Below are 12,332 nucleotides of genomic sequence, written 5' to 3' on the forward strand. Positions count from 1 at the left end.
CGGAGGCCGGGTCAGAGGCTGCCGGCGAAGCCGCGGATGTCGCGGACCGCCCCCTTGTAGGCCTCGACCACCGCCTGGCGGAAGGACATGTCGGCGGCGTGGGTCAGGCCGAGGTTGACCCGGCCGACGACCGGCACACCGGCCCGCTGGAGCGTGCGGAAGTAGGCGATGCCCTCGTCGCGCAACGGGTCGAGTTCGTTGACCGTGATGACGTGCGGCGGCAGCCCCTCGACGTCGGCCTCGGTGGCGAAGTACGGCCAGCAGAGCGGGTTCTCGGCGTTCTCCCCGGTCGGGTCGTAGACCGCGACCAGCAGGTCCATCATCGCGCAGTTGAGGTAGTGCCCGTCGTTCTCCACCATCGACGGCAGCTCACGCAGCTTGCGCCCGTGGTCCCAGCCGTAGCCGCCACTGATGTACGGCACCATCGCGTAGACGCCGTCGAAGCGGTCCAGCCGGCCGTCCCTCTTGGCCTTGAGCGCGGTGGCCAGCGCGAGGTTCGCCCCACCGGACTCGCCCTGCAGCACGATCGAGGTGACGCCCAGCTGCTCGCGGTGCTCGTGGATCCAGTCCAGCGCAGTGCTGCAGTCGTCGAGCCCGGCCGGGAACGGGTGTGCCCCCTCGGGGGTCCAGGCGTTGCGGAAGCCGACGGTGACCACGACCATGCCGCTCGCGGCGAGGTCCTCGCTCCACTGCCGGTGTACCCGGTTGTGCGCGTCGAGGATCGTCATCCCGCCGCCGTGGATGTAGACGGTGCACGGCAGCGGCTCCTCCGTGCCGGCCGGGCGGCGGACGTGCAGAGGGATCTCGTTGCCGTCCACACCCCGCACCGTCTCGATCCGGTGGGCGACACCGGAGGGCGTTTCGCCGGGCCACTCGTTCGGCAGGGCCGCGTACAGCCCCTCGAACGCCGCGTGCGACTGGCCGACGAACTCGGCGACGGCGTCCGGCGCGGCGCCCCGGTCGAAGGGTGGGGGAGCCGCGTGACCGTCGAGGCCGAATGCCGCCAGTGCCGCCCGCAACCGCGGGTGCAGCCGGGGATCGGACCAGAGGTCGATGCCGGTGTCGGCCAGCCGGCCTTCCTGCCGGGCCTGCACCGTCGACCGTTGGTGCGTCAGGTCGCTCATCCGTCCTCCTCGGTGGCCACGTCGGGCGATCGCGCTGTGGTCACCCGGACGTCGCGGTGCCCGCAGGTCAGGTCACAGCGTGATCCGGTGCCCCACGCCCCGGCGGCGGGCCGCGGCGTAGACCAGGCCGGCGGCCGCCGCGTCCTGGACGGCGACGCCCACCGACTTGTAGAGCGTGAGCTGGCCGGGGGAGGTCCGCCCCGGACGCCGTCCCTCCACCAGCTCACCGATCTCGGCGACCTCGTCCGGGGCGATCAGCCCCCGCGCGGCCGGCTCGGTGAGGTCGTTGCTGCCCACCGGGTACGGCGTGAAGGCGGTGTGCCGGTGCTCGACGACCACGAGCGCGTCGGCGACGGTGTCGTCGTCCACCTCCCGGCCGGTGGCGGTGTACCCGACCGAGGTGACGTGCGCGCCGGCGTCGAGCCACTCGCGCCGGACCACCGGCTCCTCGGCCGCCGTCGTGGCGCAGACGATCGAGGCGCCGCGCACCGCCTCCTCGCCCGTCGGCACCGCCCGCGCCGGCACCCCGCGGCCCTGAAGCTCGGCCGCGAGCGCCTCGGCCCGCTCGGGGCGCCGACCGGCGATGCGCACGTCCTCGAGGTCGCGGACCGCGCCGGCGGCGAGCGCGTGCGCGCGGGCCTGGACGCCGGTGCCGAGGACGGCGAGGACCGATGCCTCGGGCCGGGCGAGCAGCCGGATGGACAGCGCGGAGCAGGCGGCGGTCCGCGCCGCGGTGATCGTGTTCCCGTCCATGATCGCCCGGGGCGTCCCGTTCTCCGGGTCGAGGAGCACCACCAGCGCCTGGTGGGTGGGGGCCTCCTGCGTCGGGTTGCGGGGGAAGACGGAGAGCACCTTGACCGTCAGCGCGCCCAGGGCAGGGCTGTAGCCGGGCATCGCGGCCAGCACGGCGTCGTGGTCCGGCACGCGCGCGGCGACCCGCGGTGGCACGGACGCACGGCCGGTGGAGAGCTCGACCATGACCGTCGCGAGGGCGTCGATCAGCTCGGTGACGTCGAGGAGCCCCTCGACGTCCTGGTGTCGGAGGAGCAGCACCGCCCGATGCTGCGCGCGCACACCGGGCCCGGTCAACGTCTGACTCCTGCGGATGACGTTCTCGTTTCGCGACTGCAGCCGCCCGCCGCCCCCGCCGATGCCCTGGGTACCCGACGGAAGGAGCTCGTCATGAGGAACATGGCGTGCAGGGCCATCGCCCAGGCCTCGCTCAGCGCGGCGACGGCGTCGCTGGACGACGAGCAGCCGTGGCCGCTGCTCCTGGTCGCCGGCTGGCTCACCACCGCGACCGACCTCGTGCTCCAGGCCGACGCCATGGACGCCGTCCTGGTCTGACGACGCCGGACGCCGGCGCTGCGGCCTGGACCGGGGGAAGCCGCGCGCGGGACCATCTGCCCCGCGGAGGTGGGCATGGCCAGGGACGTCGACGTGGTGACCGGGACGGTGATCCGCCGTCCGGTCGACGTGGTGGCCGGCTACGCCGGGGACCCGGTCCACGCCCCGGAGTGGTACGTCAACATCTCCTCGGTCGAGTGGCGCACGCCGCCGCCGGTCGCGGTCGGCTCGCAGATGGACTTCGTCGCCGCGTTCCTCGGCCGGCGGCTGGCCTACACCTACGAGGTCACCGAGTTCGAGCCCGGCCGGCGGATGGTCATGCGGACGGCCGACGGCCCGTTCCCCATGGAGACCACCTACACCTGGGAGCCGCTGGACGACGGCAGCACCCGCATGACGCTGCGCAACCGCGGCCGCCCGAGCGGCTTCTCCCGGGTCGCCGGCCCGGTCATGGCGACGGCGATGCGGCGGGACAACCGCAAGGACCTCGCCCGTCTGCGGGAGCTCCTCGAGCGGGCGTGAGTCAGGCCGGCCGGCGGGCCCGCACCAGCCAGGCCGCCGAACCGTAGGTCACGCCGTCCGGCGTCTCGTGCGCGGCGAGGGAGGCCCGCAACGCCGCCATCGCCTGCTCCCGCCGCGCGGTGTCCAGGTCCGCCAGGAGCCAGCCGAGCTGGGTGAGCACGAAGCCCTCGGCGTCGGCGGCGTCCCGCCCGAAGCGCATCGGCCGCTCGAGCGGCTCGACGCGCAGGTCGGCGAAGCCGGCGGCGGAGAGGACGGCGCGGATCCGCGCCGGGTCGCTGAGCGCGAAGGGACCCGGGCGGCCGGGCGGTGGCGACGGGAGGGTCCGGCCCGCGGCCAGTGCGGTGGTGAGGGACGTGAACCACTGGTTGAGCACGGCGGGCTGCCAGGTCAGCAGGACCAGACGGCCGTGCGGGCGCAAGGCCCGGCCCACGTTGCGGAGCCCGGCCACCGGATCGGCGAGGAACATGGCGGCCGTCCGGCCGAGCGCGACGTCGTGGGCGCCCGCCGGAAAGGGGTGGATCTGGGCGTCGGCCTGCTCGAAGGTGACGTTGGTCAGCCCCTCCGCCCGGGCGCGCGCCCGGGCCACCTCCAGCATCCGCGCCGACAGGTCGACCCCGAGCGCGGACCCTCCGAGCCGCGCGGCGTCGAGGGTCGTGCGGCCGGTGCCGCAGCCGATGTCGAGCACGGCGTCGGAGGCGGTGATGCCCGCCGCGGCCATGAACACCGGGTGGTGCGCGCCCAGGGCGTCGTCGTACCGGTCGGCGGAGGCGGCCCAGCGGGCGCCCTCCTCGCCGTCCCACGCCCGAGCCTGCTCGACGTTGCCGGGGTCGATCCGGAGCGTCGTCGTCTCCGCCATGGTCTCCACCTTCTCGGCGGTAGTCTGCTCCCTTGGGGACTATGTCGAATGGCATACTCCCATAGGGAGGAAAATGTCAAGCCCGGGTGCGCTGACCACCACCTCGTACGCCATCCTCAGCCTGCTGGCGGTGCGACCGTGGAGCACCTACGAGCTCACGCGCCAGATGGACCGCAGCGTGGGCCGGATGTGGCCCCGCGCGCAGAGCAAGCTGTACGAGGAGCCGAAGAAGCTCGTCGCCCACGGGCTGGCCACGGCCCGCTCGGAGGCGGTCGGCCAGCGTTCGCGCACCGTCTACGCGATCACCGCCGAGGGCCGCGAGGCCCTCGCCGCGTGGCACCGGGAACCCGGCAGCGGGCCGGTGCTCGAGTTCGAGCAGCTGCTGAAGCTCAGCTTCGCCGAGCACGGGACGACGGCCGATGCCCTGGCCACGCTCGCCGCCGCCCGGCGCTGGGCGGAGGAGCGCAACGTGGAGAACCGTGCCGCCGCCGCGGCCGCCGCCTCCGGCGACGGGCGGTTCCCGGAGCGGCTGCCCGAGCAGATGCTGGTCGGGCGGTTCCTCACCGACTTCTACCGGCTCGTCGCCGACTGGGCCGACTGGGCGACCGCGCTGGTCGAGCAGTGGCCGGAGGACGCCGCGCGCGCGGAGGCCGACCGGGCGCAGGTGGCCGAGACCGCCGCCCGGGCCGATTGGTGACCGGCCGGCGCGTGGGCCCGTCGGGGGAGCGGTGAGCGGCCGCGTCCTCGGCCGGGTCCAGCTGTGGCTCGGGTCGGCGCCGCCCGACCCCCGCGCCATGGCCGTCGTCGCCCGGCACGTCCTGGTCTTCAACCTGCTCGGGCTGGCCGTCCTCGGACTGCTGCTGCTCGGTCTCTCGGCGGGCGCCCGCGACCCGAGCGGCCGCGTGGCCATCGTCCTGAGCACGGTCGGCTACCTCGCCCTGGCCCTGCCGCTCGGCGTCCGGGCGGTCCTGCGCCGCCAGCGGCTGACCGTGGCCTGGCTGCGCGCCGAGCGGCCCCCCACCCCCGAGGAGGCCGCCCAGGCACTGCGGCTGCCGGTCGACGTCGCCAGCGTGGTGGGGGTCGGCTGGATCGGGGGCGGCCTGGTCGTCGGGGTGGTCGGCGCGCTCGCCTCGCAGCTCTCGCTGGTCGGGCTCCGCGTCGGGCTGGCCGCGCTGCTCGGCGGGGTCGCGGCGGTCGGCCACAGCTACCTGCTCGCCCTCCGGCTGTCCGGCCGGATCACCGCCGAGGCCCTCGCCGCCCACCCGCCGGCCGGGACGCCGGTGCTCGGCGTCCGGCTGCGGTTGCTGCTCACCTGGGTGCTGACCAGCGGCGTCCCCCTGCTCGGGCTGGCGCTGCTGTTCCTCGATCCCAGCAACCCCCAGGGGCCGAACGAGGAGGCGGTGGTGTTCCTCGTCCTCGCCACGCTCGTGATCGGCGTCGTGGCCACGCAGCTGACCGCCCGCTCGGTCGGCGGACCGCTGCACGACCTGCGCCGGGCCGTGCAGCGGATCGGGGAGGGCGACCACGACGTCCGCGTCCCGGTCGACGACGCCGGCGAGATCGGACTCCTGCAGGAGGGCGTCAACACGATGGCCGCCGGCCTGGCCGAGCGGGAGCGGCTGCGCGACCTGTTCGGCCGGCACGTCGGGACGACGGTCGCCCAGCGGGCCCTGGCGACCGGGGCCTCGCTGGGCGGCGAGGTGCGCACAGTCGCCGCGCTCTTCGTCGACATCGCCGGCTCCACCTCGCTGGTGCGCCGCACCGGGCCGGAGGAGATGGTCGGCCTGCTCAACCGCTTCTTCGCCGTCGTCGTCGACACGGTGGAGGACGAGGGCGGGCTGGTGAACAAGTTCGAGGGCGACGCCGCGCTGTGCGTCTTCGGCGCCCCGGCCGAGCACCCCGACCCGGCCGGTGCGGCGCTGCGCGCGGCCCGCCGGATCTGCACCGCCGTCGCTGCGGCCGGCGAGGTCGACGTCGGCCTCGGGGTGGCCTGCGGGCCGGTGTGGGCCGGTCAGGTGGGAGCGGCCCGCCGGCTGGAGTACACGGTGATCGGCGACCCGGTGAACGAGGCGGCGCGGCTCACCGACCTCGCCAAGGACCACCCCGGCCGGGCCGTGGTCAGTGAGGCCGTGGTCCGGGCCGCCGGTGGGGACGAGGCGGTCTACTGGGCGCCCGGCCCGGTGGTCGAGCTGCGCGGCCGGGACGAGCCGACGCAGACGTGGGTGCTGACGATCGGCTGAGGTTCAGACCGCGGCGGCCTGGCCGCCGGCCGGCATCTGTCCCGGGTTGGCGTGCGACTTGACCACCACGAGCACGTCGTCGGGCTGCAGGGTGCCGATCAGGGGGTCGTCGAACCGCAGCGTCCGCCCTCCGCGGGTCACCGACAGCACGACGTCGCGCAGCTGGCGCGGACCCAGCCCGACCTCTCCCGCGGTGACCCGGCGCTGCTGCAGGTCGAGCCCCTGCCCGCCGGTCACGAGGTCCTCGACGACGGCGACGACCCTCGGGGCGTCGGTGGAGAGCCCGAGCAGCCGGCCCGAGGTGGCCGACGTGGTGATGACCGTGTCCGCCCCCGACTGGCGCAGCAGGTTGGCGTTCTCCTCCTCGCGCACCGACGTGGTGATCGGGACGCTCGGGTTGAGCTGTCGGACGGTGAGGGTGATGAGCACCGACGCGTCGTCCCGGTTGGCCGCGACGATGACCGCCCGCGCCCGCTCCACCGAGGCCCGCCGGAGCACCTCGGTGCGCCCGGCGTCGCCGACGATGCCGGTCAGGCCGACGGAGTTGGCCTCGTCGATCGCCCTCGGCTCGGGGTCGACGACGACGATCTGCTCCAGCGGGGTGCCGTTGGCCAGCAGCGACTTGATCGCGCTGCGCCCCTTGGTGCCGTAGCCGCACACGATGACGTGCTGGCGCACGCGGGACCTCCAGCGACGGATGCGGAACTCCTCCCGGGAGCGCGCGGTCAGCGCCTCCAGGGTGGTTCCGATGAGGACGATGAGGAACATGATCCGCAGCGGCGTGATGAACAGGATGTTCACCAGCCGGGCGGACTCGGTGACCGGCGTGATGTCGCCGTAGCCGGTGGTCGAGAGGGTGACCGTCGCGTAGTAGACGGCGTCGAGCAGGCCGATGCCGACCACGTCGCCGTCGCGGTAGGAGTTGCGGTCCAGCCAGACGATGAGGACGGTCAGCCCGAGGAAGAACGCGGCGAGGATGACGCGGCGCCAGACCTGGCGCACGGGGGACTCCTCGACGTGCGCGATCTGGACGCCGGTGTGCGGGTCCTCGGGCACGCCGGTCTCGCGGATCACCCAGCGGACGATAGTGAGCCGCGGCCGGTCCGCGTGCGCGCCGCACCCGTCCGGGTGAGGGCTGCGCCGGTCAGCCGCCCGCGACGGCCGCCCGTTCGCGGGCGGCCAGCTCCCGCTTGAGCACCTTGCCGGCGGCCGAGACGGGGATCGCGTCGATGAAGACGACGTCGCGCAGCCGCTTGTAGGGGGTCACCCGCTCGTTGACCGCGGCCATCACCGCCCCGGCGGTCAGCGCCGCCCCCGCCTCGTCCCCGCGGCGGACGACGTAGGCGACCGGCAGGTCCCCGGCCTCGTCGTCGGGGCGGCCGATCACCGCGGCACCGGCCACCCCCGGCAGGCCGAACAGGATCTCCTCGAGCTCGCGCGGGAACACGTTGTAGCCCTTGTAGAGCAGCATGTCCTTGGTCCGGTCGACGATCGACAGGTAGCCGTCCTCGTCGAGGACGCCGACGTCGCCGGAGTGGAACCAGCCCTCGGCGTCGATCGCCTCGGCGGTGGCCTCGGGGCGGCGGGCGTAGCCGCGCATGACCTGCGGCCCGCGGATGCAGACCTCGCCGCGCTCGCCGGGCGGCAGCGGCGACCCGCCGCCGAGCGGCCGGATGCTGACCTCGGTGTCGAAGACCGGGACGCCGACCGTGCCCGGCTTGCGGGTGCCGGAGCGGAACGACGGGTTGCCGGTGGCCTGCATGGTCACCTCGGTGAGGCCGTAGCCCTCGCCGATGACGGCGCCCGGCAGCAGCGTCCGCAGCCGCTCGATCAGCGGCACCGGCAGCGGGGCGGCGCCGCTGGACACGCCGCGGACGGCGGACAGGTCGGCGTCCCCGATGCCGGGCACCTGCAGCAGCGCGACGAACACCGGGGGCGCGCCGCCGATGCTGGTGACGCGGTACCGGACGGCGTCCTCGAGGTAGCGCACGGGGTCGAAGCGCCGGTGGACCACCGTCGTCGTCCCGGCCAGGACCAGCCCGTTGAGGTAGCCGATCGCGCCCATCGCGTGGAACCACGGCGTGAGGTTGATCAACCGGCCCTCGCCGAGCCGGATCGGGTGCTCCTCCGCGCCGAGCACCTGGCGCAGGGTGACGTCGCCGGCCGCGTCGAGCTCCGGCAGCGCGCCGTGCACCCAGCAGGCCGACTGCAGCACGTTGGTGACGACGTTGCGGTGCACCAGCTCCACGCCCTTGCTGACCCCGGTCGTGCCGCCGGTGTAGGCCAGGTGCGCGAGGTCGCCGGCCGGGTCGAGGCCGGCGTCCAGGTGCCGGTCGGTGGGGTCGGCGGCGAGCAGGTGGGCGAGGTCGACCTCGCCGGGAGCCAGGCCGTCGAGGCGGGTGCCGAGGTCGGCGACGTGCGCCTGCCCGGTGACGACGACGGTCTCGACGGACGTGCCGGCCAGCGCCGTCCGCACGAGGGGGAGGACCTGGTCCCAGGTGACGAGCACGCGGGCGCCGGCGTCGGTGAGCTGCGCGGCGAGGTCGGCCGCGGGGAGCAGCGGGTTGGTGGGGGAGAAGGTCGCCCCGGCCAGGAGGACCCCGTAGTAGACGGCCGGGTACTGGCGGCAGTTGGGGAGGTGCACGGCGACGACGTCACCGCGGCCGACCCCGGAGTCGGCCAGCCAGTTCGCCACCGCGTGCGCCCGGGCGCCGAGCTCGCCGAAGGTCAGCGGGACGTCGTCCTCGACGAACGCCGGCCGGTCGCCCCAGCGGCCCACCGCCGCCCGCAGGATCGAGCCGACCGGGACCGCCGGGTAGTCCAGCGAGCGTGGCAGGCCGGGCGGCCGGCTGGTCGCGGCGGGGATCGACGGGGCCTGTGGTGCGGTCATGCGGGTCCTCTCGTCTCGGAAGCCTCAGCGTGGCGCACGTCACAACGGGTGTCGAGAGGCCACCGTGGGTGAGGATGGCGGCATGAGTGACCAGCGCGCGGCCCTCGTCCTCGGCGGCGGCGGGATCACCGGCATCGCGTGGGAGATCGGCCTCCTCGCCGGGCTGGCCGAGGCGGGCGTCGACCTGACCGGCGCGGACCTCGTCGTCGGCACCTCGGCCGGGTCCGTCGTCGGTGCCCAGGTCACCTGCGGAGCCGACCTCGAGACGCTGTTCGCCCGCCAGCTCGAGCCGCCCACCGGCGAGCAGGCCGCCCGCATGACCCGCGCCGCGCTGGCCCGGTACGGCTGGGCCATGCTGCGCAGCCGCGGTAAGGACGTCGACTTCCGCCGGCGGGTCGGCGCGCTCGCGCTGGCCGCGGAGAAGGCGGGCCTGACGCCGTCGGAGCAGGAGCGACTGGACGTGATCGGCAGCCGGCTGGGAAGCCGTACGTGGCCCGACCGCCCGCTCACGGTCACCGCGGTCGACGCGCACACCGGGGAGTTCCGCCCCCTCGACCGGGAGTCCGGTGTCCCGCTGCTCCAGGCGGTGGCGGCCAGCTGCGCGGTGCCCGGGGTCTATCCGCCGGTGACCATCGACGGCCGCCGCTACGTCGACGGCGGCATGCGCTCGGCGGCCAACGCCGACCTCGCCGAGGGCTGCGACCGGGTCGTCGTCCTCGCGCCGATCCCGCGGGGCGTGGGCCCGATGGCCAGCGTCGATGCCCAGGTGACCGGGATGGTGGCGCGGGTCGCCGTCGTCGCCCCGGACGAGGACAGCCGCCGGGCGATCGGCCGCAACGTGCTCGACCCCGCCGCGCGGGCCGGGTCGGCGCGGGCCGGCCGGGCGCAGGCGGCGAGCGTGGTGGAGCAGGTCGCCGAGGCCTGGCGCGGCTGAAGCGGAGTCGCCCGGTGCCGGTTCCCGGCACCGGGCGACTCCGCTTCACACGACGGGTTCGGCGACCAGGGAACCGGCGGAGTGCTCCTCGCGCAGCCGGGTCTTGAGCACCTTCCCGCTGGGGTTGCGCGGCAGTGCGGCGACGATCGAGTACTCCCTCGGGTTCTTGTAGTGCGCCAGCCGTTCCCGGCACCAGGCGGTGAGCTCGGCCGGCGTGGGCGGGTCGGCCGGGTCCCGCGGCGCGACGACGGCCAGCGGGGCCTCGCCGAAGCGGGTGTCCGGGACGCCGATCAGCGCGACCTCGCCGACCTTCGGGTGCCCGGCCAGCACGTCCTCGACCTCGGCGCAGTACACGTTCTCGCCGCCGGTGATGATCATGTCCTTCTTGCGGTCGACGACGTAGACGTAGCCCTCCTCGTCCTGCCGGACCAGGTCGCCGGAGTGGAACCACCCGCCGGCGAACGCCTCGGCGGTGGCCTCCGGCTTGCCCCAGTACTCCTTCATCACTAGCGGGCCGCGGTAGACGATCTCGCCCACCTCGCCCTGCGGGACGTCGCGCATCGCCTCGTCCACGACCCGGATCTCGACGTTGAGCATCGGCGTGCCGACCGAGCCGATCTTGCGCACCGAGTCCTCGCCGCGCAGCAGGCAGGTCACCGGGCTGCACTCGGTCTGGCCGAAGGCGGTGACCACCTCGGCCTGCGGAAAGGTGTCGATCATCGTGCGCAGCAGCGTGGTGGACGCCGGTGCCGCGCCCCAGGAGATCCGGCGCAGCGAGGAGAGGTCGCGGTCGGCGATGCCCGGGACGGCGCACACCGCGGCCCACATCGCCGGCACCAGGAAGATGCTGCTGACGCGTTCCCGCTCGATGAGGTCGAGGGTCGCCACCGGGTCGAAGCCGCCGGAGCGCAGGACGACGTGGGTGCCGCCCAGCAGCAGCGGCGGCAGCCCCCCGGCCAGCCCGGCGATGTGGAACAGCGGCGCACCCGGGACCGCGACCCGGTCGGCCGGGCCGGTGCCGAGGTGCGCGACCTGGCTGAAGGCGTGCAGCAGCAGGTTGCGGTGCGTGAGGACGGCGCCCTTGGGCCGGCCCGTCGTGCCGGAGGTGTACATGATGAAGGCGCCGGCGTCCTCGTCGACGTCGACGTCCAGCGGCTCGGCGCCCGCCGCGGCCAGCGCCGCCTCGTAGTCCGCGCCGATGGTCAGCACCGTGCGCACGCCGGGCGCCTGCTCGCGCGCCTTGGCCGCCAGCTCGGCCATCGCTGCGTCGACCACCATCGCGGTCGTACCGCTGTCGGTGAGCACGTAGGCGACCTCGTCGGCGACCAGCCGGAAGTTGACCGGGACGACGACGGTGCCCAGCCGCACCCCCGCCAGGTAGGTCTCCCAGACCTCGGTCGCGTTGAGCGCGAGCACGGCCACCCGGTCGCCGGCGGACACCCCGCGGTCGGCCAGCGCGCGGGCCAGCCGGGTGACCCGCTCGTCGAGCTCGGCGTAGGTGCGGCCGGTGCCGTCGAAGCGGAGCGCGACCGTCTCCGGCGTCTTCCGCGCCCAGCGGGCCAGCTGGTCGGCCATGGTCATGCCGCGGCCGAGCAGCCGGGGGATCTCGACACTCACGGGCGCCTCCTGCCTCGGTGTGATCCGCGTCATGCTGGCCGCGCCGGGGCGCGGTGTCACCCCTCGGCGCGCTCGAACAGCATCCTGGCGGCCAGCCGCTTCCACAGCGCCAGGTGCGGGTCGGTGGCGGCGGGGCGGTCCTCGAAGGCGTAGACGATGGCGACACCGCGCATGCTGGTGAACAGCAGCTCGCACAGCTCCGCGTAGAGCTCGGCCGCGGCGACCTCCGGGCCCCAGATGCCGTCGGCCACCGCACGGATCGCCGCCCGCAGGCGCCGCTCCTCGGCCCGCAGCGCCGCCCGGAGGTCGGGGTCGGTGCGGGCCGCCGTCCAGAGCTCGACCGCCGCCCAGAACGGCGGCTCCTGGAAGGTCGCCCACATGAGGTCGATCGCGCGGTCCACCCGCTCGCGGCCGGCCGGCTGGTCGGCCATGAGCGCCGCCGCCCGCCGCTGGACGTCGGCCAGCACGGTGGTGGACAGGTGCTCGGCGGCGGCCACCAGCAGCTCGGCGCGGGAGGGGAAGTGGTGCAGCAGCCGCCCGCGCGAGACGCCGGCCCGGGCCTGCACGGCGAGGGTGGAGGCGCCGGCGTACCCGTCCTCGACCAGGCAGGCGACGGCCGCGTCGAGGATCAGCGCGCGGCTGTCGGCGGTCCGCTCGGAGCGGGAGCGCGTCCCGGCCGGCGCGGCGGGGTCGGCGGTCACCGCGCGAGCGTAGGGCCGGGCGCGTCGCCCGAACAGTCACCGTTGACCGGTCCGGGTGACCGCTGTCACGCTGCCGCCGTCCCACCGACGAGGGAAGGCGC

12 protein-coding genes are annotated in these 12,332 nt (G+C 75.1%); 5 read left to right on the forward strand and 7 right to left on the reverse strand.

What is annotated here, in order from left to right:
• Nucleotides 1-11: 11 nt before the first annotated feature.
• Together MY520_RS07075 and MY520_RS07080 are read right to left on the reverse strand one after the other, a co-directional pair.
• On the reverse strand, nucleotides 12-1,124 hold the full coding sequence (locus MY520_RS07075; RefSeq protein ID WP_436691375.1) for an alpha/beta hydrolase fold domain-containing protein: 1,113 nt from the start codon (nucleotides 1,122-1,124) through the stop codon (nucleotides 12-14).
• A 72-nt stretch (nucleotides 1,125-1,196) separates the two neighbouring features.
• Nucleotides 1,197-2,177: an ornithine cyclodeaminase family protein gene (locus MY520_RS07080; protein WP_436691376.1), complete on the reverse strand. Its 981-nt coding sequence runs from the start codon at nucleotides 2,175-2,177 to the stop codon at nucleotides 1,197-1,199.
• Nucleotides 2,178-2,306: 129 nt separating this feature from the next.
• Between MY520_RS07080 and MY520_RS07085 the strand changes: the two genes are divergently transcribed.
• Together MY520_RS07085 and MY520_RS07090 are read left to right on the forward strand one after the other, a co-directional pair.
• Entirely contained in the window at nucleotides 2,307-2,471 is a 165-nt protein-coding gene (locus MY520_RS07085; RefSeq protein WP_436691377.1) for a hypothetical protein, read from the forward strand.
• 75 nt (nucleotides 2,472-2,546) lie between these two features.
• Entirely contained in the window at nucleotides 2,547-2,993 is a 447-nt protein-coding gene (locus tag MY520_RS07090; protein ID WP_436691378.1) for an SRPBCC family protein, read from the forward strand.
• A 1-nt stretch (nucleotide 2,994) separates the two neighbouring features.
• On the opposite strand, the gene MY520_RS07095 is transcribed toward MY520_RS07090, so the two are convergent.
• On the reverse strand, nucleotides 2,995-3,849 hold the full coding sequence (locus MY520_RS07095) for a class I SAM-dependent methyltransferase (RefSeq protein WP_436691379.1): 855 nt from the start codon (nucleotides 3,847-3,849) through the stop codon (nucleotides 2,995-2,997).
• A 73-nt stretch (nucleotides 3,850-3,922) separates the two neighbouring features.
• Between MY520_RS07095 and MY520_RS07100 the strand changes: the two genes are divergently transcribed.
• Together MY520_RS07100 and MY520_RS07105 are read left to right on the forward strand one after the other, a co-directional pair.
• A complete protein-coding gene (locus MY520_RS07100; RefSeq protein ID WP_436691380.1) occupies nucleotides 3,923-4,546 on the forward strand; it encodes a PadR family transcriptional regulator in 624 nt (207 codons plus the stop codon).
• 31 nt (nucleotides 4,547-4,577) lie between these two features.
• Complete coding sequence (locus MY520_RS07105) at nucleotides 4,578-6,089, forward strand: adenylate/guanylate cyclase domain-containing protein (protein ID WP_436691381.1); 1,512 nt, start codon at nucleotides 4,578-4,580, stop codon at nucleotides 6,087-6,089.
• 3 nt (nucleotides 6,090-6,092) lie between these two features.
• Here the strand turns inward: MY520_RS07105 and MY520_RS07110 are convergent, their stop codons facing one another.
• On the reverse strand, nucleotides 6,093-7,163 hold the full coding sequence (locus MY520_RS07110; RefSeq protein ID WP_436691382.1) for a potassium channel family protein: 1,071 nt from the start codon (nucleotides 7,161-7,163) through the stop codon (nucleotides 6,093-6,095).
• 70 nt (nucleotides 7,164-7,233) lie between these two features.
• Nucleotides 7,234-8,979, reverse strand: a complete 1,746-nt coding sequence (locus MY520_RS07115) for a class I adenylate-forming enzyme family protein (RefSeq protein ID WP_436691383.1) — start codon at nucleotides 8,977-8,979, stop codon at nucleotides 7,234-7,236.
• A gap of 82 nt (nucleotides 8,980-9,061) precedes the next feature.
• Here MY520_RS07115 and MY520_RS07120 point away from each other — a divergent pair, with 82 nt between their 5' ends.
• Nucleotides 9,062-9,913, forward strand: a complete 852-nt coding sequence (locus MY520_RS07120) for a patatin-like phospholipase family protein (protein ID WP_436691384.1) — start codon at nucleotides 9,062-9,064, stop codon at nucleotides 9,911-9,913.
• 45 nt (nucleotides 9,914-9,958) lie between these two features.
• Here MY520_RS07120 and MY520_RS07125 read toward each other — a convergent pair whose 3' ends face one another.
• Nucleotides 9,959-11,530: a long-chain-fatty-acid--CoA ligase gene (locus tag MY520_RS07125; RefSeq protein ID WP_436691385.1), complete on the reverse strand. Its 1,572-nt coding sequence runs from the start codon at nucleotides 11,528-11,530 to the stop codon at nucleotides 9,959-9,961.
• A 56-nt stretch (nucleotides 11,531-11,586) separates the two neighbouring features.
• The gene (locus MY520_RS07130; RefSeq protein ID WP_436691386.1) at nucleotides 11,587-12,231 is read right to left on the reverse strand and encodes a TetR/AcrR family transcriptional regulator; all 645 of its coding nucleotides are present in this window, start codon (nucleotides 12,229-12,231) and stop codon (nucleotides 11,587-11,589) included.
• Nucleotides 12,232-12,332 lie beyond the last annotated feature (101 nt).

The sequence above is a fragment of the Geodermatophilus sp. CPCC 205506 genome (genome assembly GCF_051383635.1).
Classification (GTDB): domain Bacteria; phylum Actinomycetota; class Actinomycetes; order Mycobacteriales; family Geodermatophilaceae; genus Geodermatophilus.